The 20,061-nt window shown below is 58.9% G+C and carries 17 protein-coding genes; 6 read left to right on the top strand and 11 right to left on the bottom strand.

Features of this window, described 5'->3' with window-relative positions:
* Nucleotides 1-4 precede the first annotated feature (4 nt).
* Nucleotides 5-157, bottom strand: a complete 153-nt coding sequence (locus G449_RS18465) for a hypothetical protein (RefSeq protein ID WP_022659352.1) — start codon at nucleotides 155-157, stop codon at nucleotides 5-7.
* Here G449_RS18465 and lpdD point away from each other — a divergent pair.
* Nucleotides 156-524, top strand: coding sequence for a prenylated flavin chaperone LpdD (gene lpdD, locus G449_RS0110915; protein WP_022659351.1), 369 nt, complete (start codon nucleotides 156-158; stop codon nucleotides 522-524). The two genes, G449_RS18465 and lpdD, sit on opposite strands and share 2 nt — an antisense overlap.
* Nucleotides 512-721 carry a hypothetical protein gene (locus G449_RS0110910; protein WP_022659350.1) on the top strand — a complete coding sequence of 70 codons (210 nt, stop codon included), beginning with the start codon at nucleotides 512-514 and terminating at the stop codon, nucleotides 719-721. The genes lpdD and G449_RS0110910 overlap by 13 nt, the downstream gene beginning before the upstream one ends.
* Nucleotides 722-782: 61 nt before the next feature.
* Here G449_RS0110910 and bioA read toward each other — a convergent pair whose 3' ends face one another.
* From bioA to G449_RS0110875, 6 genes are all read right to left on the bottom strand, one after another.
* Complete coding sequence (gene bioA, locus G449_RS0110905; RefSeq protein WP_022659349.1) at nucleotides 783-2,876, bottom strand: adenosylmethionine--8-amino-7-oxononanoate transaminase; 2,094 nt, start codon at nucleotides 2,874-2,876, stop codon at nucleotides 783-785.
* Entirely contained in the window at nucleotides 2,863-3,813 is a 951-nt protein-coding gene (gene bioB / locus G449_RS0110900; RefSeq protein ID WP_027180926.1) for a biotin synthase BioB, read from the bottom strand. The genes bioA and bioB overlap by 14 nt, the downstream gene beginning before the upstream one ends.
* 165 nt (nucleotides 3,814-3,978) lie before the next feature.
* Nucleotides 3,979-4,401: a Ros/MucR family transcriptional regulator gene (locus tag G449_RS0110895; protein ID WP_022659347.1), complete on the bottom strand. Its 423-nt coding sequence runs from the start codon at nucleotides 4,399-4,401 to the stop codon at nucleotides 3,979-3,981.
* A gap of 332 nt (nucleotides 4,402-4,733) precedes the next feature.
* Nucleotides 4,734-5,474 (bottom strand): DUF4851 domain-containing protein, encoded by a 741-nt coding sequence (locus G449_RS0110890; protein WP_027180925.1) that lies wholly within the window; start codon nucleotides 5,472-5,474, stop codon nucleotides 4,734-4,736.
* Between the two features lie 295 nt (nucleotides 5,475-5,769).
* Entirely contained in the window at nucleotides 5,770-9,027 is a 3,258-nt protein-coding gene (locus G449_RS16875; RefSeq protein ID WP_081640543.1) for a tetratricopeptide repeat protein, read from the bottom strand.
* A 211-nt stretch (nucleotides 9,028-9,238) separates the two neighbouring features.
* Nucleotides 9,239-10,357 (bottom strand): sigma-54 interaction domain-containing protein, encoded by a 1,119-nt coding sequence (locus G449_RS0110875; RefSeq protein WP_027180924.1) that lies wholly within the window; start codon nucleotides 10,355-10,357, stop codon nucleotides 9,239-9,241.
* A 116-nt stretch (nucleotides 10,358-10,473) separates the two neighbouring features.
* Between G449_RS0110875 and hrpB the strand changes: the two genes are divergently transcribed.
* The gene (gene hrpB, locus G449_RS0110870; protein WP_022659342.1) at nucleotides 10,474-13,272 is read left to right on the top strand and encodes an ATP-dependent helicase HrpB; all 2,799 of its coding nucleotides are present in this window, start codon (nucleotides 10,474-10,476) and stop codon (nucleotides 13,270-13,272) included.
* Nucleotides 13,273-13,338: 66 nt separating this feature from the next.
* On the opposite strand, the gene G449_RS0110865 is transcribed toward hrpB, so the two are convergent.
* Nucleotides 13,339-14,340, bottom strand: a complete 1,002-nt coding sequence (locus G449_RS0110865) for a YheT family hydrolase (RefSeq protein ID WP_027180922.1) — start codon at nucleotides 14,338-14,340, stop codon at nucleotides 13,339-13,341.
* Nucleotides 14,341-14,454: 114 nt separating this feature from the next.
* Between G449_RS0110865 and G449_RS16870 the strand changes: the two genes are divergently transcribed.
* A complete protein-coding gene (locus tag G449_RS16870) occupies nucleotides 14,455-15,897 on the top strand; it encodes a BaiN/RdsA family NAD(P)/FAD-dependent oxidoreductase (protein WP_022659340.1) in 1,443 nt (480 codons plus the stop codon).
* A 39-nt stretch (nucleotides 15,898-15,936) separates the two neighbouring features.
* Here G449_RS16870 and G449_RS0110855 read toward each other — a convergent pair whose 3' ends face one another.
* Entirely contained in the window at nucleotides 15,937-16,140 is a 204-nt protein-coding gene (locus G449_RS0110855; RefSeq protein WP_022659339.1) for a dual CXXC motif small (seleno)protein, read from the bottom strand.
* Nucleotides 16,141-16,499: 359 nt separating this feature from the next.
* Between G449_RS0110855 and G449_RS18460 the strand changes: the two genes are divergently transcribed.
* On the top strand, nucleotides 16,500-16,736 hold the full coding sequence (locus tag G449_RS18460) for a hypothetical protein (RefSeq protein WP_022659338.1): 237 nt from the start codon (nucleotides 16,500-16,502) through the stop codon (nucleotides 16,734-16,736).
* 313 nt (nucleotides 16,737-17,049) lie between these two features.
* A complete protein-coding gene (locus tag G449_RS0110845; RefSeq protein ID WP_022659337.1) occupies nucleotides 17,050-17,316 on the top strand; it encodes an RNA recognition motif domain-containing protein in 267 nt (88 codons plus the stop codon).
* A 447-nt stretch (nucleotides 17,317-17,763) separates the two neighbouring features.
* Here G449_RS0110845 and G449_RS0110835 read toward each other — a convergent pair whose 3' ends face one another.
* A complete protein-coding gene (locus G449_RS0110835) occupies nucleotides 17,764-18,108 on the bottom strand; it encodes a hypothetical protein (RefSeq protein WP_022659335.1) in 345 nt (114 codons plus the stop codon).
* Between the two features lie 608 nt (nucleotides 18,109-18,716).
* Nucleotides 18,717-20,030 (bottom strand): cell division protein FtsZ, encoded by a 1,314-nt coding sequence (ftsZ, locus tag G449_RS0110830; RefSeq protein WP_022659334.1) that lies wholly within the window; start codon nucleotides 20,028-20,030, stop codon nucleotides 18,717-18,719.
* Between the last annotated feature and the right edge of the window lie 31 nt (nucleotides 20,031-20,061).

The following is a 20,061-nucleotide window of genomic DNA, read 5'->3' as shown; positions in this document are numbered from 1 at the left end:
CGCATCATATATATACCACAACAATTCCGCCATGTTCATGGGCGGATTTGCCCACCGCAACAGGCAGGCTGGAAATTTCATCGGGCACATGGCAAAAAGCCGTAAGGCCCGCAACGGCGTGGCACCCTACCTGCCGCCAAAGCACAGGAGCAGCCATGCGATTCACCGCCCAACAGGGCCACCTGAGCATACATCTGCGCGTTTTTCGTCAGGGGCGCGACCTGCAGGTGCTTTGCGGCGGCGGCGCAACCCATATCGGCGCTGTGGCTCTGGCCGCGCCTGCGCATGGTCAGGTAGAGGCCCAAAGCCATCTGGCGGGCCTGCCCGGACACAAGGAAGACGCTCTCGCCCAACGCATGGCCGAACGCATGGCCCATGCCCTGAACTGTGCCGTGTGCGTCAACGCGGGCATCCACTACGACAACATCACCCGCGAAGAAATCCGGCAGGTCGAGCAGATGGTCCACGACCTGACGGAGCGTTGCATCTCCGCACTGCAAAAGGATTCTCCATGCTCACGGTAAAAGACCTTACAGAACTGGAAAACTACATCCGCAGCGGCGAGCTTGAAGCCGACTTCAAGGACGGCTGCGAAAACGACCGCTTCTACCTGCTTGAACTGCTGGAAAAGCTCATGGACGTCTCCGAACTGGCAGACGCCGCCGCCACTCGGCTCATCTTCAAGGGGCTGCCTGTTCCTCCGCCGCCCACAGAAAAATAACCATGCGCTGGCCTTTAGGCCGCATGCCGGTAAGCAGACACTGAAACCAGGCCGACAGCCTTTATCCTTGCAGATGCGCTCCTGATTCCAAGGCGCCTGCCACCACAGCGCAAAGCCGCGCCACATCCTCAGCCGGGGTAACATACGGAGGCATGAGGTAAACAAGCCGGTTAAATGGCCGCACCCAGATGCCGTGCCGCACAAAATATTCCTGTAATGCGGATGTATTGACGGGTTCGCACGTTTCCACAACGCCGATGCCGCCCAGTACGCGCACGTCAGCCACGCCTTGCAGCTCCGCACAGGGGGCAAGCCCTGAGCGCAGGCCGCTTTCAAGATTTGCCACCTTCTGCGCCCATTCTCCCTCTTGCAGCAGGTCAAGGCTGGCGCAGGCCACGGCACAGGCCAGCGCATTGGCCATAAAGGTGGGGCCGTGCATAAACACATTGCCCCCGGCGCAAATGCCCTGCGCCACACTGGCTGTGCAGGCCGTGGCAGCCAGGGTGAGCACCCCGCCCGTGAGCGCCTTGCCGCAACACAGAATATCCGGCGAAACACCGGCCCATTCCGCAGCAAACATCTTTCCAGTGCGGCCAAAGCCCGTGGCGATTTCATCAAATATCAGCAGCGCGCCAGCCTCGCGGCACAGTTGCGCAAGCCCGCGCAGGTAGTCCGGGTGGTAAAACCACATACCGCCCGCGCCCTGCACCACTGGTTCAAGAATCACCGCCGCGATCTCGTGCCCGCGCTCGGCAAAAACACGCCGGGCATCGTCAAGGCTTGCGGAGTCAAAGGGCTGGTCAAAACGACAACCGGGCCGCTCCATAAATATCTGTTGGGGCAGCATGGCCGTAAACAGGCTGTGCATGCCCGTAACCGGGTCGCACACCGACATGGCGCCAAAGGTATCCCCATGATAACCGCCGCGCGGCGTAAGAAACTTGCTGCGACCGGTCTGGCCCCTGCCCTGCTGGTATTGCAGGGCCATTTTCAGCGCCACCTCCACCGCCACCGAGCCGGAATCGGCAAAAAACACGCGCTCAAGCCCCGCAGGCATGAGGCGCAGCAGCTTTTCGGCCAGATTGACCGCCGGTTCGTGCGTCAGGCCGCCAAACATTACATGGGGCATGCGCCCGGCCTGTGCGTGCAGGGCCCCCATGAGGCGCGGATTGTTGTAGCCGTGCACGGCTGCCCACCATGAAGACATGCCGTCCACAAGTTCCCTGCCGTCTGCCAGCACAATGCGGTTGGCTCTGGTGCGCGCCACAGTGCTGAGCAAGGGCGGCTGCATGGCCGAGGCATAGGGGTGCCAGATGGTCTGGTGATCGCGGCGCACAACATCCGCGCCGCAGCCGCAAGCAGCATCCAGTGAGGCTTGCAGATGCCGCACCAGCGGCTCAAGCCCCTGAGCCAGAGTCTGCCAGCCCTCTGCATCCAGCTGCGCTACACGCGGCAATTCCACAAGGGGCGCAGTCAGGCCCTGTTGCGCCAGCCGCTCGCGCAGCATGGCGGCGTTGTCGGCCAGCATGGCGTCCACATCCACGCCGGGGCAACCCGCTGCCGGATCGGCAGATGGGACAAGCACCACTCCGGCCAGTTGCAGGCCGTTATGACGCAATGCATCCAGCGAAAGCAGAATATGGTTCAGACCACCCAGATAATTGCCGCCCACAAGCAGCACGGGCAGATCCACCGTGGCCATGAGGTCGAGCATGTCTTCACGCTCGTTGAGCGGCACCCGCAAGCCGCCAGCGCCCTCGAGCAGCAGCATTTCAGCGGTGCTGGCACGGCTGTGGCAAACAATGTCGTTGCGCAGCCCTGCGCAGGTCAGGCGCGCGCCTTCGCGGGCCGCGGCCAGATGGGGCGAAGCGGGCAGGCTGAAGCAATGCAGGGCCGTGGCAGGCAGCATGGCGGCGCTTTGCGGCATGCCCGCAACGGCAGCGGCATACACGCGGGCATCGGCCAGAGGGGCCGTATTGGCCTGCTCCGGCGCAACACCTGTCTGCACAGGTTTTACAGCCTGGGCGTTGATCCCGGCCAGCAGCAAGGCCCGCAGCAGGGCCGCCGTCACCACGGTCTTGCCCACATCTGTGCCGGAGCCGGCTACAAAAAGGCCCCTTAGCGGTGGGTCAATCTTTTCCTCAGCAGTTTGCATCGCAGCGAACCTCAAGCCCTTGCGCGGCGATCATTTCAAGATCATGCGCAATGCTCTGCCCGTGGGTTGTAAGATAATCGCCCGTCATGAGGGCATTGGCACCGGCGGCGAAAATCTCATTCTGGCGGCTGCCCAGCACAAGAGGCCTGCCCCCGCAGATGCGCAAGGTGGCCTGGGGCAAAATGTGCCGGAACACGGCAATGAGCGTCAGCGCTTCATCAGCGGTAAGGGGCTTCTGCCCTGCCAGCGGCGTTTCCGGGTGCGGATGCAGAAAATTCATGGGCACATGGGCCACGCCCATTTTTTTAAGGCTGAAGGCAAAATCCACGCGGTCTTCCCAGCTTTCACCCAGGCCGAACAGGCCGCCGGAACACACGCTCAGGCCCGCCTCGCTGGATCGCAGCACAGTGTCGCGCCGCTGCTCCCAGGTTTGCGTGGTGCACACGCTGGAGTAATAGCCCTGCGAAGTTTCCATATTATGGTGAAACCGGGTAAGCCCGGCCCCGGACAAAAGGGCAAAATCTTCAGCCGTTAGTTTGCCCAGCGAAGCGCAGACGCGCGGGCGCACGGTATCCGGCAGGCCGGAAATTACAGTGCGCAGGCGCTGCAATTCGCTGCCGCTCAGTGCAGAACCGCTGGTAACAACGCCAATGCGCGCCACAGGCAGAGCTGCAAGATGCAGAATGCGCTCGCGCAGTTCATTGTCCGGCAAGAGAGGAAAAACCTCAATGGGGGTGTGATTGTGCCTGCTCTGGGAGCAGAAACGGCAGTCCATGGAGCAGTTGCCGCTTCTTGCATTGATGATGGCGCACAAAACAATACCGCGCCCAAAGGCCGTTTCGCGCAGCGCAGTGGCCCTGGCAAACAAGTGTTCCTGCGGCAGGGACAAAAGCGCGAGGGCTTCGGCGGGCGTTGCAGCCGCCTGTGATTCAGTCATGATATAACCCTGAAAAAGAACAATGATGCAGAGCAAAAATCATTTGCTGGCCGTAACCGCCCTGAATGGCAGCCATGCCGCCATACAGGCAGCTACAATGCCATTTTTTGGCCTAAAAAAAAAGCCCGCCTCAGGGGCGGACTTTCAGACCGATGACAATGCCTGCTATTGCGGGTTTGATGCCGGGGATACTTGAACCTTGCGGCGTTTTTCCCACAGCTTCATATCTTTCATCTTTTTGCGGCGTTCGCGCTGCAGGGCTTTGCACACCAGAGGTGCGTCTTTCTTGAAGCCCCACTTTTCGCGGTATTCAGCCGAGGTCATGCCGTGGCTGGCCAGATGACGCTTGGTAAGTATCTTGAAACTCTTTCCACACTCAAGGCAGGTGACGGACTTTTCTTTGACCGACTTGCGTGCTTCAACGGCCATTTCGCCGCTGTCCAGTTCCACAGGCGTTTCGCCTTCAGCAACTGCTTTGATGCCCTGCGCCACTTTCTGTATAAAGGCGGCTATTTCTTCTTCGCTCATAACGCGAACGCCAGCTTGTGCTCTGGTAATTTCCAGCGCCTCTTTCAGATAATCGTCCATAACTACCCCTTTATTGTCTTCAATATACTCAATCTGACGCGCTGCGTACCCGCCTGATCGGCTCATTGACAGAACAGTCGGTCCCCCTCCCATCCTGATGGGGAGAACATACACAGCAGCTATTGTTTCGTCAATGTACTATACCCTATAATATAAAATTGTGTTGCAAATTTTACATAACCATTATTCCAGAATGTATTAACTTGTTGCAGTTACTTGGTGTCGGTGCAGGCGCAACAAACGTAAAAAACAGGGAGGCCGCTTGAAAAAACTTTCCCAAGCGGCCTCCCTGGCGGAATCCCGGTGTAATGTCAGATTACCGCAAGCACATGCTACTTTAAGACAAATGTGTCATACTTTGATGCAGTTCCCCAGAAGCGGTGATCCAGATATTGCCCACGAATGTTCTTTGCATATCCTTCTGTAATTCCAGTCATATGTTCAGATACAGAAGCAACGGCAAAGGCTGCGCTGGCGCGCTGCTCAAAGGCACGGAGCTGGTCAGTCTGGCTTTCTGTCAGGCTTTCCTGCCCGGCAAGATTTTCAGGCAGGGGTTCTCTGTATTCCAGTATGACCTTGGTGTCATTAAAATTGTATCTGGCGGCAAAACCGCGCGTCAGCCAGCGCATGGGCTTTGTTTCGTCCGTCAGCCCTGCAAGGGCTGAAAACGCATCCTTTTTGCTGTCCACAATATAGGTGCTGGCCGCAAAACCGTCATTATTGAAAATCTCCACCCCTTTATCAACGCTAAAGGGGCGCTGGCCGTCGCTGTCCCAGTACCAGCCGCGCGGCACCTCAGCCAGCCCCACAATGGCCAGGGGACTTTGGGGGTCGCCCTTGCCGTAAACAGCAACCCACGCATGCAGCGGCAAGCCGCCGATAACGCCTGCACCATCAAGGCTGACGCTTGTCTCGCCGCCGGTAAGCAGGGGCATGTTCACGGCCTTCATGCTGATGGCCGGGCGTGCTGTGGAAACATAGGCCGTGTTCTGCATTCCCCTTTGCAATGCGCCGGTGCATCCGGCCATCAAGGCAAGCAGGCCGAGTGTAACACAAAGAAGCACTCTGTTCATATGCCCTCCAAGGCTGACGGCGCACATCACGCCCTGCATCATCTTGTGAAGCTTGCGGGACGTTCCATCGCACTTTCCATTAAAATTGCATCAGGCAGCCAATTCCACCCCACGGCAGAACTGCGGTTGTGTTTTATTATATTCCAAGGTGTGAACGCATGCAATGCGCCCTCATATACCTGATCGGCATATGGGAGGGGTTCCGTGCCCTCATGCAAGATGCGCCTGAGACGACAGCGGCAGGCTTGGTCGAAAGGCAAGGGCGACAGGCCCAAATGATGAAAACCGGAAGAAGCTAGGGAGCGGCAGGCTTGGCAGCGGGCGCAGCCTGACTGCCCGCCCCGCCAGGCAGGTAGTTTTGCAGGTCGCGCGAAACCTCAAAGGTGTGCAGTTCCGCCGTGGCTGCCTTGGCAAAAGGAGAATCGGCATAGTTGCGCACAATATCCTCAAGCAAAGCCTGAGCCCGCGTGGCATCGCCCAGCTTGCGATACAGCCGGGCCTCGCGGAAGCGCAAGCCCGGATATTCCGACGACTCCTTGGGCACAAAGGCATTGTAACGCGCAAGCCATTCCAGGGCTTCCGGCACACGGTTGCCCACTTCGCAGATATCCATGAGTGAAAGTATGGCATCCTTGATACGCTGCGGGTCGGCCTTGTCAGAACGTTCGTTCTGCAATTGGGTAAAGAGATCAATCACCTTGCGGTTCAGCGTGTAGGAATTGCGAATATCCTTGCGCTGTTCGGCATCACGGGCAAGAAAGTACGTGGCGTAGGCCCGCTGATAGAGCGGGATATCCTGCCGCTCGGCAAGCTTTTGCCACATGGCGAGAGCAGCCCCGGCCAGATTGAGATTTTGGGCCGAGAGCGCCATGGCGTAATCAAGCTGGTTGCGCAACTGGGGGTTCAGAGGCCAGGTGGCCACCAGTTTGCCAAGATCAAGAATCTTGGCCCAGGCCCCGGCCTGAAGATAGCGGTTGAAAAATTCCGTAAAGGTCGCTTCCCCATACTGGGGGTCCATGGGCGACTTCAAAAATTCCGTAAGCATGCCAAGGGCCTGTTCAGTCTCACCCCGTTCAAGCAATCCTTGCGCCAAGGCATAACGCATACGCGGATCTATCGCCCCATAGCGCTCGCGCACCAGAGGAAAGCCATTCCACAGAATGAGAATGCGCCCATAGTTTTTTTCAGCCATGGAATTGGCAAGCTCTTTTTGAAAAGCAAGCCAGATAATATCGCGGGCCTGCGCCACGTTGGCGTTTTCGGGATAGCCGTCAATAAAATCTGCGGCCTTGCCCATGGCCTCTGTATAGCGCTTGCTCCAATAGAGCCACATGGCCTCCTTGAGCCGCGCGAGGACAGACTCCGGCGCAGTGCGCGAAGCCGCCGCAAGGCTGGCGTAAACCTTGGGCAGATTACCGCTGGCGGCTCTGGCAAAAACCTGGGTCATGGCCTCATAATTGATGGGCGAATCGTAAATGCCGCCTTCGGCCAGCCGCAGACTTGCCATATTTGCCGCATGGGTTCCCGCAAAATGCCGCGTCAGATAGGAATACAGGAACTCGGCCCCGCTCTTGTTGCCAAGCCGGGTATACATGTCGCCCATTTTAAGGAGCAGGTCGTCATTGCCCTTCTGCCCGGGCACGAGGTTGTAATACAGCCAGTACAGGGTCAGGGCCGCAACGGGTTTGTCCAGAGCCTCATCATTGGCGCCCTGCAAAAAGAGGAATGTGGGGTCTTCAATATAATAGCGGGGCCAGCGCTTGCTTATAAAATCGAGGATAACCTGCGCATTGGTGTACTTGCGCTGGTTGTTCAGCGCCTGGGCAAGCCCCACGGACGCTTCCTGCAAAAAGGAGGATTCCGGGTACTTGTCGAGCACAATGGCAAAGGCCTGCTCCGCCTGGGCATCCATGTGCCGCTTGAGCTGTGCCTTGCCTAGGGCCGTAAAACCCTGCGCCACGCCGGGATAATCCGGATAGCGCCGATACATGGCCACAATGTAGCCCCCGGCATCTACCAGATTGCCCACATTGACGTTAACCAGCCCCAGGCGCAGAAGGGCCTCCGGCACGCGGGGAGAACGCAGGTCAAAATTCATGGCCTCGCTGGTGGCTGAAACAATAGGCTCAAAGCCAGCCAGCGGATTATCGGCATATCTGGCCCATACGCAGTCGCTGATGTAATACAGCGTCTTGAGACGCATATCGGCGCTGATTGTGGGCATTTCCTTCAGTTTTTCCAACTGTGGCAAGGCCTCAACGAACTTGCGCTCCTTGATGAGCCGCTCCGCCTCTTCCATCATTTTTTCCGGGTTAGCAGGCTTGGCAACAGGATTGCCCTGCTCGTCCACATAGACCACGGGCCGGGGTTCTTCCTTGGGAGCAGCGGCCCCGTGACCGTCTTTTTCTTCGGCATGCGGCAGCCCCACCACATTGTCCGAAACCTTGCCGGATACGTTGCCGCCCACGCCGTTCGGCTTTGCCTGACCGGCCACAGGGGCAGGCGCGGGAGCTGCGGCGGGCGCAGGCTGCTGGGCCGGTGCTGTTTTTGCCTGCGGCGCAGGCTGGGACGACGGTTGTGGTATGGCCTGCGGCACAACCTGCTGGACAGGCTGTGGAGAGGGCTGAGCTTGTGGCTGTGCGGCGGGCGGTACTGCACGCTGGACGCCATTTTGCGGAACAGGCGCAGGCTGGGCCGCTGGTCTTGTTACGGGCTGGGTTGCAGGCTGAGTCGCTGGCTGGCTGGCAGACGCAGCCGGAGCTGCTGGCGCTGTGGCCGGAGCCGCAGGAGGAACATTGCCGGGAATTGATGTAGAAAGCCCCTTACTGTCAGGCCAGTTTTCCGGCCCGCCGGGATTCACCCGGCTCATGAGGCTCTGGGCGTCCAGCGTCACGGCGAGGCTGCCCGCACCGCCTGCGGCTTGCGGCACCTCAGCGGCTTCCGCAGTCTTGGTCGAGCCAAGGGCGGAAAATTTCAGGCTCAAATCCGCCAGCTTTGCCTTACCTGCGTCAAGCAGACCAGTGAAGGGCAAGGCCTTTGCCCCCTGCTGCACATCGGCCAGCAGTTTTTGGGCCTTTTGCAAAAAGCCCACTGCGGCATCTGCAGGCAGATTAACGGCAAAAGAAGCGCCCTGCCCTTCTGAATCAGCAGAGGCATTGCCCACAGGCACACCCGCCGCATCCAGACGAGAGGAATTTTCCCCTTTTTGGGTTCCGGCGGCAAAAATTTCTATATCCAGTTCAGAAGGAGAAGACCGGCGCATAACATGGTTCACGGCCTTGGGAGAAAGCGTAATGCGCAACTGACCGTTGGAAAGCCCGATGCTGTCGAGCAGCGCACCCGCAGAAGGCGCTGCACCGCTGCGTTCAAGCGTTGCAGAAGGGTCATCAAGATAGAGAAGCAAGGTATTGCCGGTGCGCAAGAGCCTGTGCACCTGACCGGGGCTGTCGAGCGTGAGGCGCAGCCTTTCCCCGGCTGGCTGTGAACTTTTTGACTGTTTCCCGGCAACCGTGGCTGCGGCAGTATCTGCAATGGGCGCCCAGTTCCAGCTCATACCCTGCGAAGGCTGCGCGGGCAGCAAAAGGCTCGCAATCAGCAGCAAAGCCCCAACACGTGAGCAGCGTTGGGGAATCGCACCCTTGCGGGCAGAAATATGAGGCCGTGGCGCGGCGGCGAAAAGTTGTGTATTCACTTGCACTTCGCAGGATGTGTCGTTGCGTCTGAGCCGCAAAATCCAACGCAAATTCTATGCAAATTTTATGCCGCTACATACTGCGTTTCTTGAGCTTTTCAATAAGCGTTGTCCGCTTGATGCCCAAAAGCTCGGCGGCCTGATTTTTTACTCCCTCCGCCTTGGCCAAGGCCTCATCAATAAGACGGCTTTCCACGGCATCAAGAAAATCTTTCAGGTTCTGCCCCTGAGCCGTCAAAACGCCCAGATTGGGCCACACGAAAGCTCCATTGGCTGCAACGGGCATTGCGGCTTCAACTTGCGGCGCTGGGGCGGGTGCCTGCTCCACGCCGTCATCAGCGGTGGATTCGGCAAGCGGCTCCGCCTCTGGTTCGCACGCCGGGGCATCATCCTCCACCGGGGGCAGCAGCGACACATCGCCCACCTGATCCAGAATCTTGCGCGGCAGATCATCCATGCACACCGTATCGTCATCCACGAGGATGCTCAGGCGCTCCATGAAGTTTTCAAGCTCGCGCACGTTGCCGGGCCAGTTGTAGGCCGCCAGAATACGCCGCGTTGTTTCGTCAAGCAGCATGGGCTCGCGCGCTTTTTTGGTACAGAAATGGTTGAGAAAATAGCGCGCAAGCAGCAGCACATCATTGCCGCGCTGGCGCAGCGGCGGCAAATGCAGGGGAATGACGTTCAGGCGATAGTAGAGATCCTCGCGGAAGCGCCCGGCGGCGACTTCTACCTCAAGATCGCGGTTGGTGGCGGCCACAATGCGCACGTCCACCTTTTTGCAGCCAGTGCCGCCCACGCGCTCTATTTCTTTTTCCTGCAGTACACGCAGAATCTTGACCTGAAGGCTCAACTCCATCTCGCCGATTTCATCCAGAAAGATGGTGCCGCCGTCAGCCATTTCAAAACGGCCTGGCCGCGAACGGATGGCGTGCGTAAAGGCGCCCTTTTCGTGACCGAAAAGTTCGCTTTCAAGCAGCTCTTTGGGGATGGCCCCGCAGTTGATGGGTACAAAGGGCTTGTCAGCCCTACGACTGTTGGCGTGAAGCGCGCGAACCAGCAATTCCTTGCCAGTTCCCGATTCACCAGTTACAAGCACAGTGCTGTCCGTGGGCGCAACCTTGCCGAGAACCTTGAAGACTTCGGCGAGGCTGGTGCTCTGGCCGATAATGCCGCTGGTATTCAACTCCATGTGTTCATTCTCCGCGTGCATATCCTTTCTTGTGTCAATACACTGACACGCATTGGATTACCAGTAAAAATGCGCCTATTGTACCGCATTTACCCTCAGCCATGCCGTATTTAGCCATGACCGATTCGCCGATACGCATTGCCGCCCCCGCAGGCTCCCCTGATCGTTGCCCGGGCCTGCCCTCATGCCTGCCCCCATGCCCACTTGACGCTTCGCGCGCAGAAGTTCTGGAATCTCTGGCCCAGGGGCGCAATCTGGTGCTCAGCGCCCTGCCGGGAGCAGGCAAAAGCAGCCGCGTTCCCCTCTGGCTTATGGGGCAGCCCTGGCTTGAGAATCGCCGCATTCTGCTGCTTGAACCACGGCGCGTGGCGGCCCGCGCGCTGGCGCGCTATATGGCGGCCTTGCTGGGTGAGGAACCGGGCGGCCTTGTGGGCTACCGCATGCGTGATGAAAGCCGCGTCAGCAGCCGCACCTGCGTGGAGGTTGTCACCGAGGGCGTGCTCACGCGCATGTTGCAGGATGATCCCGAGCTGCCGGATATCGCCTGTGTGATTTTTGACGAATTTCATGAGCGCTCGCTCACTGCCGATACCGGGCTTGCCCTCTGCCTTGAGAGTCAAGCTGCGTTGCGCCCCGACCTGCGGCTGATCGTCATGTCTGCCACGCTGGATGTGCAGGCCGTGGCAGGCCTCATGGGAGGCTGCCCTTCTGTTGTATGCGAGGGCAAGACCTTTTCTGTGCAGATGGTGCACCTGCCGCCCAAAATCCGCGCAGGGCAGATTGTGGGCGGCGGCCCTTTGTCTGCTGCCGGGGCAGGGCCGCTGCTGTGGCGGCACATGGCCGATGCAATCCTGCACCTGCTGCGTACTGAACAGGGCAGCCTGCTGGCTTTTTTGCCCGGCGCTGGCGAAATCCGCCATCTTGCAGCCATGCTTGAGGGCGCTTTGCCTGCTGATGTGGCCCTGTGCCCGCTCTATGGCAATCTTAGCGCCAGAGAGCAGGATGCGGCCATTGCGCCCGCCCCGCAGGGGCAACGCAAAGTGGTGCTTGCCACGTCCATTGCCGAAACTTCACTGACCATCGAGGGCGTGAGGCTCGTGGTGGACAGCGGCCTTGCGCGCCTGACGCGCTTTGACCCGGCCAGTGGCCTCACCCGCCTTGTGACAGAACGCGTTTCGCTGGCTGGCGCTGCCCAGCGGGCCGGACGCGCCGGACGCACCGAACCCGGCATCTGTTGCCGCCTGTGGGCAAAAGAGCAGGAAAACGGCATGCGCCCGCACATCCGCGCTGAAATTCTGGATGCCGACCTCACCGGGCTTGCCTTGCAACTGGCGGTATGGGGCGTGACTGACCCGGCCTCGCTCGCATGGCTCGACACGCCGCCCCCGGCCCATATGGCTGTTGCCAGACAGAACCTACTGGCACTGGGCGCGGTGGATGCCCAGATGCGGCCAACGGCTTTGGGCCGCAGCATGGCCGCGCTTCCCCTTGCGCCGCGCACGGCGCGCCTGCTGCTGTGGGGGCGCGACAAATCCCTTGCCGCATTGGCAGCCTGTATCGCCGCCCTGCTGGAAGAACGCGACCCGCTGGCCTTTACCGCTGGCAAAAACACGGGCGGCATGCCTGCCGCTGGCGCGGGATGCGATGTGCTGCGCCGCCTCGACTGGCTATGCCGCGATGGCGCAGCGGGCAAGAATTTGGACGCCGCCCGCGAGCGGGTGCGCCGTCTGGCGCAGCGGCTCATGCGCCAGCTTGATCAGCATGGGAAGAAAGGTTCCCGGCCTGCGCCACAAGGGCAATCCAGCAAAACGGACAAAATTTTTTCCACAGCTCTCGCTCAGACCGCAAGCCTCGGGCAACTGCTGGCTGTGGCGTGGCCGGAGCAGATCGCCATGCGGCAGACAGACGGTCAGCCTCAGGGCAGCGGCAATGGAAATTTTTCTGGCGGGGTGGCCGCCATGACGCCCTATCTCCTGCGCAGCGGACGGGCCGCCCAGATAGCCAGCGATGACCCTCTGGCGCGGCTGCCCTTTCTGGCGGCGGCAGAAGTTGACGGCGCAGCGCCGCGCGGGCGCATCCGCCTTGCCGCCGCCCTTTCGCCCGATGATCTTGCAGCGCTTTTCAGCGCAGACATTTGCAACGAAGACAAGCTCACAGTTTCGGATGCCGGGCTGGTCAGCGCTCGGCGGCAGCGAGTGCTGGGATCTCTGGTTCTGAAAGATGCCCCTCTGCCACGCCCGCTGCCCGATCAGTGCGCTGCGGCCCTGTGCGCCCATGTGCAGAGCAAGAGGCTGGAATGCCTGCCGTGGGATGATGCCGCAAAGCAGTGGCGCGCGCGGGTAAGCCTGCTGCGCGAGCTGGACGGCGAGGCATGGCCCGATGTTTCTGATGCCGCCCTGCTGGCGACTCTCAATGACTGGCTCGCACCAGCCTTGCAGCAGGCACTCGAAAGGTCAGCCGGGCAAGGCAAGCAGGGGCGCACCAATTCGCTGGCGGCGCTCGGGCCGGAGCAGTTGCTGGATGCCCTGCGCCGTCTGCTGCCGGGGAATCTTCACCGGATACTTGAACGGCAGACCCCCACGGAATGGCAGGTGCCGTCAGGGGCCATGCGCCCCATTGTGTATGGTGAAGACGGAGGCCCCTGGCTGGCCGCCAAGTTGCAGGAATTATTCGGCTGCGTGGACACGCCGCGTATAGCCGATGGACGCGTGGCTCTGGTGCTGCGCCTCAATTCGCCCGCAGGCCGCCCCTTGCAGGTTACGCGCGATCTGGCCCATTTTTGGCGTAACGGCTACCCCGCAGTGCGCGCAGAAATGCGTGGCCGCTACCCCAAGCATCCCTGGCCGGAAGACCCGGTTAACGCCGTGGCCACGGTTCTGACCAAAAAACGGCTCGCCGAGCGGCAAAAAAGCTGACGCGCCCGCAAAACCTCCATCACAACCAGACCTCTGTTGTCGCGCCCCGTTTGCGATACCAGCCGCCTAAAAAACGCCTTGCCCCGTCAACTGCCGTACAAATCCGCGCGCGCGTTGTTCGCTGTAGTATTCCTGCTTCTGTTGCACAAAACCCACATGCCCGCCGTGCGGGGCTACCTCCAGATGCAGGTGCGCGCTCTGCTCCGCTGTCTGCCACGGATAGCACGATGGCGCGCAAAAAGGATCGTCCGCAGCCATGAGCAGCAGGGTCGGCACGTTTATGCAGGGCAGATCGGGCAGAACCGTGTTCTTTTCCCAATAATCTTTGGCTGATGCAAAGCCAAAGGCAGGCGCGGTAAAGCATTCGTCAAACTCCGCAAAGGTATGGATTTTTTCCACGCCTTCAACGGAGGGATAGGAAGGAAAGCGCTCGGCTTTTTCGCGCACTTTTTTGCGCAGGGTTCGCAAAAAATAACTCATGTAAATGCGGCAGGCAGGGCCGTCCATTACCGGTGCAGCGGCGGAAAGATCGCACGGCACGGACACGACTACAGCCGCCCGCACCAGCGGCGAAACCGGCCCCCGGCCCAGATAACGGCAAATCTGGTTGCCCCCCATGCTGAAGCCAGCCAGCAGCAGGGGGCGGTCAAACTGCTCGGCAAAACGCACGACAGTTCCAAGATCTTCAATCTCGCCCATGTGATACAGGCGCGCAGTGCGGTTACTCTCGCCCGAGCAGGAGCGCATGTTCCAGGCCAGCACGTCAAAGCCTTCGGCCCGCAGGGCATTGGCCATGCCCAGAACATACTTGCGGCGGCTGTTGCCCTCCAGCCCGTGCGAAATAACAGCTATGCCCCTGCCCTGTCCAAAAGGGCGCTCTGCCCTGTCCTTTCCGAGCGAGGGATGCTGATCCACATCAAGAAAGTCGCCATCGGGCGTTTCAAGGCGCACCCGGCGCACAGAAGGCGGCACTTGCGGCTTTTCACGAAAGAGCACGGGCCATATGGTATTGGCGTGGCCGTTGCGCACAAACCACGGCGCAACGTAGGATGAGACAAGAACTGGCATGACAATCCCGGTAACAAGAAATGGCTGCGCGGATGCGCGGGCCGGGTCAGACAAAGGCGGTTTGACGGCACACAAGGGCTTGGCAGCCGCCAAAGCCTCGTATACTTTCGCCGCATGCACAACAAAGCTCCCCAAAATAGCGCCACGCGCAAAATTCTGTCAAATCCGGCACGTCAGGCCTTTGCCCCGCAAACTCCCGGCCCCAAGGCCGAACCCGCTGCGCCTGCGGCACCTGTTGAAAACACATCGCAGGCCAAGCCCAAGGGCAAGGATTCTGTACAATCCAAGCCCCCTAAAAAAAAGAGCGCAAAGCCAGCGCAGGGCGACGGGCGACGCTGCCCGGATGTAGCCGATGTGCTGATTCTGGGCGCTGGCGCTGCGGGGCTTATGTGCGCCCGCGAGACGGCGTCAAAAGGCCTGCGCGTTGTGCTGCTGGAGCGTGGGCCTGTGCCCGGACGCAAACTGGCCGTGAGCGGCGGCGGCAAGGCAAACTTTACCAACCGCGCTGTCAGCCCCAAGGACTACCGCAGTGACGGAAGCAGGGGCAATGCATTTTGCGGCCCTGCGCTCAAGGGCTTTACGCCGGAGCACATGCTGCGCCTTGTGCAGGAATGGAATCTGCCCTTTGAGGAGCGCACCCACGGGCAGCTTTTTCTGACTGTTTCCGCGCAGCGGCTGGTCAGGGCACTGACGGACGACTGCCGCGAACACGGCTGCGTCATTGCCTGCGGCACCACAGTAACAGCAGTAGAGGCTCAGGCGGATGGTTTTTCTGTGCAGACGGAGGGCGGCTTATGGCGCGGCAAGGCCCTGGTGCTGGCGCTGGGCAGCCCGGCATGGCCTCAGGCTGGCGGCGGCGGTGCCGGCTATCGCCTTGCGGAAGACCTGGGGCACAGCATTGTTGCGCCGCGCGCTGTTCTTGCGCCGCTACGCCTCAATTCGGATTCCCCCCTGCTCGGTCTGACGGGCATCAGCCTGCCTGTGGGCGTTACGCTTGGGCAGCACCGCTGGGAGGATGATCTGCTGTTCACCCATGAAGGGCTGAGCGGGCCAGCAGCCCTCAAAGCATCCCTCTATTGGGCCGAAGGCGCTGCAATCACACTGAATTTTTTGCCGGAGCAGGATGTTGCCGCGCTTATGGATGCGCCGCAGGCTGGCAAACAGACCCCGCGCGCCCTACTGGCAAGGTTCCTGCCCCAGAGGCTTGTGGACGCCCTGCTGCCGGAGGGAACCGCGAGGCGCAAGGTTGCGGAGCTTTCGCGCGCGGCCCGCGTGGCGATTGTGGAAGCTATGCAGCGGCACACGGTGACACCGCAGGCGACTGCGGGTCTAAAAAAAGCGGAGGCCTGCTCCGGCGGTGTAAACACCAACGAAGTAGACCCCAGGACCATGCGCAGCCTGCTGCAAGAAAATCTCTTTGTGGTGGGTGAACTGCTGGATGTTACCGGCCTGCTGGGCGGCTACAACCTGCACTGGGCTTGGGCCAGCGGCATGGCGGCAGCCAGGGAACTGGCCCGCAGCCCAACCGCCAGGGCCGCTGCACCAGCCACGGATTAAACGGCTGGCAGCCCATTGGCAAGCATGATGGGGATAACGCTAGATGCGATTGCAGTAGACGTTTTCCAGAAAGTGCTCCATGGCTTCATCCGCCTGACGGATGTAGTCCTGAAGCGGAAACTGGGCCTTGCAGGCCGGGCAGTACATATAGACTTCGTGGCAGGTGCGGGCGATATGCAGGGGCGCGCCGCAGGTCGGGCATACGAGTGTAGTCTTGACATCACGGGGTGCAAAAAAAGCCATGGCGATTCTTTGTGTTAAAAGTACTGTTTGAAATGCTGCCCGGGCTGTGGCTAGATCGGTAAAATGCTGGTTCCATCCCCATCCGGGCCATTGGTCATGAGCCTTGAACAAGCCGCAGATGTCCATCAAATGAGGCGGCGCAACGCAGCTTATTCTTAGAGCATCTGTCCCATATTTTTGTCAACATGGGGCAGATGCAGCAAGCCCCTTGCCGCCACAATGGACGAGCCATAAAAAATGCCCGCAAATGCCCGGTTCCGTAGGCTCAAATTTGTTATTGCGTCCACCGTCCGCTCATGCCATAGACGTACAGCCATATTGTTGTAGATGTGGCATAACCAGAAGAAACGGATACGAACATGAAAAAGCTCCTTATGGCTGCCGTGGCCCTTTCGCTGATGACTGCTCCCTGCCTCTTCAGCACTGAAGCCAACGCCGCTAACACCGCTCCGGCAACTGTTGCAAGTGGAACCAAGGCACACAAAGCCAGCAAGGCCAGCAAGGCGAAGGCTCCCGCCAAAGTAAAAAAAGTTTCTGCCAAGGCTCCCGCCAAGGCAAAGAAAGCTCCTGCAAAGAAAAAGACGCAGGCAATCTAATTCTTGCTGTCAAAAAGGCCGGTTAAACCGGCCTTTTACAGTTTAGATTAATGCGCTATTGAGTGCATAATCAACTAACAGCAGAATAATGCACATGCAGTAATGTAAAAATACCACCTAATGCGGAGCAATTTAGTCAAAGTTTGTCGTTTGGCAATCATTTTTGAAGCCAATGCAGATAATACTTGACGATTTTTTTGCTTAACAGTACTGTTCGACCTTATTCATAGGGTGCAGTATTTCTTTTTGCCAGAGACTTTGCGTGGGTAAGGCTTCAAGCGGAAAGTTTACCCACCTCAACAACGGAGTCGTTATGGCTGTTTCCATTTATGTCGGCAATCTGCCTTTTTCCGCCACTCAGGAAGGCATTGAAGCCCTGTTCGCCCCCTACGGCGAAGCCCTTTCCGTCAAGCTTATCATGGATCGCGAAACCGGCCGCCCCCGTGGTTTCGGTTTTGTTGAAATGGACGAAGCCGATGCCCACAAGGCCATTGAAGCCCTGAACGGCGTTGACTTTGGCGGCCGCACCCTTCGCATCAACCAGGCCGAAGAACGTCGCCCCGCGCCCCGCCGCTGGTAGACCACAAATTTCCTTGAAAAAAAGCCGCTGCTCCCGCAGCGGCTTTTTTTGTAAGAACAAACCGTTCTAGCCTTGCTTGCCCTCGCTCTGGGCAGGCGCGCTCTGCTTTTTGCTCTCTTGCCCAGTCACAGCGCCAGACTCTGGAGCGGTGAACTGACATGCGCCAATACAACGGATGCCGCCGCAATGCGGACAAGCATTGCGCCGCTGCGGCAAAAACATGTACCGCAAAATTGTCAGAAAACACTTGATCGCCATGCACCCACCAAGAGCATCCTTCTGTATTTAAAACTACCCGGTTTAATCCAAACGCCGCAATGTCTGTGCGGCAGGCGACACGAGGAATATGGCTCCGCAGGCCAGCCGCGGCGCAAAGAACAGATACCCGGCTGCCAGCTTGATTAGTGGAGTCCTTGCCCTGAGAAGGCCTTAACTATTCAGCTGGAGCTAGATGGTAATAAGTTTTTCATCATCCTTGAGGATTTTTGTAAACGCCTCCCCAATGTAAAAAACCTCATCAACACCTTCCAGCTTTTCTATCTGCGCAAACACACCGAGGTTTTCAGCGCACTTTCTGCATGCGGAGACATGCCCGCCAGCATCATGAAATTTTTTGAGAAGCCCCTGCAACTTCGCGTCTTCACAAATCAACTTGACCGTTGCCCCCCAAAGAATCAAGTGTACTTCTTCCCACCAGCCTTTCAGCAAGGAATTTGTGGCATACATAAAGACCATATTCTCAGCGGTGACAGGGTTATCGTTAACCCACAGGATATGCAGACACTTTTTCATGAATCTACCCCATCAGTCAAAGGGTTAGGCAAGCCATAGCAGGAATGCCACTCGCAAGGATAAACACATACCTGCCAGACCAGTTCGCCATGACAAGCACGACAGATGCACACAAGCGCACCTTCGCTAACGCACAAATACCAGCCCAATATTTCGGATGTGAAAAAGAATTTTGTACCTGAGACATGAATTTCAAAGGTCGATTCATGTGCGCAGCGTTTCCATGCGTTGCCCTGGCTGGCGGCCAAGTGCAAAATTACGCCTTGGATAACATCCAAATGCCCTGCACATGGGCATAGCAATGCCAATCACGCAGCGCAAGGGGGCAATTTAGCATCGGTTCCGGGGCTTATATATCAAACCATGTGTCTGAAATGCAGCACTAGTCGGTCTATTTTGAAGGGCGGACGGAATCCTACAAACAGTTTCCCAACAAAAAAGTCCGTGAAACCTAGGTCTCACGGACTATAGCGGACATTTACGCCCAGCTCTGGGAGGCCCCCAATGGGCCTCCCGGCGGGCATTTCAGGGCCGAAGAGGCAAGCCCTGAAAATCATGGGCCTTCATGGCAGAAAGGCATTCTGCCAATGCGCTCAGGAACCAACAGATTAGTCGGCCTGGGTGCGGATGAAGGTGGGAATTTCAAAATCATCCTCATCATAGGTGAAGTCTTCATGACCGGGGTTATGCGCACGGCGGCGCGGCTGGCCCACAACTTCACGCTTGAGCAGATAGGGAGGACGATTGCTGTTTTCATCGTACCAGCGCTCCACCTCGGTGCGGCGAGGTGACTGCGGCAAACGCGACTCCGCACGTTCCTGCTCGTCCATCATGCTCTGCTGGGCCGCGCGGGAATTCATGCGGCGCGGTTCGGCAACCACGGCGTCAGGGCCGGGCTTGCGGAAGTTGGTGACAGTGGCCGCAGGAGCCTGCACGGGCTGAATAACCTGAGGAGAGTCAATGCCGGTGGCAATAACGGTAAGGCGAATTTCGTCACCGATATTGTCGTCAAACACGACACCAAAGATGATGTTGGCTTCTTCAGGCGTGGCATCGCCGATGATATCGCCAATTTCGGCAATTTCCTCGGCAGTGATATCTGTGGGGGCAGTGATGTTGTAAAGGACCGCCTTGGCGCCCTCAAGCGAAACATCTTCAAGCAGCGGGCTCATGATGGCGCGCTGGGCGGCCTCGCGGGCGCGGTTTTCACCAGAGGCGATGCCCGTGCCCATCAGGGCCATACCGGCTTCGGCCATGGTGGTGCGCACGTCTGCAAAGTCGAGATTGATGAGGCCTTCGCCCACAATGACGTCAGAAATACCCTTGACGGCGTAGTACAGCACATCATTGGCCTTCTGAAGCATTTCGGAAAAAGGAGCCTTCTTGGGGGCAAAGGCAAGCAGACGGTCGTTGGGTATGGTGATCAGGCAGTCCACATGCTGCTTGAACTCTTCAAGCCCGGCCTCCGCCGCGCGCTTGCGCTTGGCGCCTTCAAAACTGAAGGGCTTGGTCACAACACCCACGGTGAGGACGCCCATTTCCTTGGCAGCCTGGGCAACCACAGGAGCAGCGCCGGTACCGGTGCCGCCGCCCATGCCAGCGGTAACAAAGACCATATCGGCATCGCCGATGGCTTCACGAATGCTGCCAACGCTTTCCACCGCAGCCTCGCGACCAATGGCGGGGTTGGCGCCAGCGCCAAGGCCCTTGGTGAGCTTTTCACCAAGCTGCACCTTAACGGATGCACCGTTCTTGTTCAGCGCCTGCACATCGGTGTTGGCGCAAACAAACTGCACTCCGCGCAGGCCAGAGGCAATCATGTTCTGCACTGCGTTACCGCCGCCACCACCTACGCCAATAACTTTGATCTTGGCATTGCTGGCCAACGAGGTATCGATATCATCAACGATAGACTGAGCCATTACACCTCTCCTCTGTGCTGTCCTCAAAATG

Source organism: Desulfovibrio desulfuricans DSM 642, from assembly GCF_000420465.1.
In the GTDB taxonomy this organism is placed as follows: Bacteria; Desulfobacterota; Desulfovibrionia; order Desulfovibrionales; family Desulfovibrionaceae; genus Desulfovibrio; species Desulfovibrio desulfuricans.
Note: the sequence above shows the minus strand (reverse complement) of the source record. Positions and strands in the feature narration are given on the sequence as shown.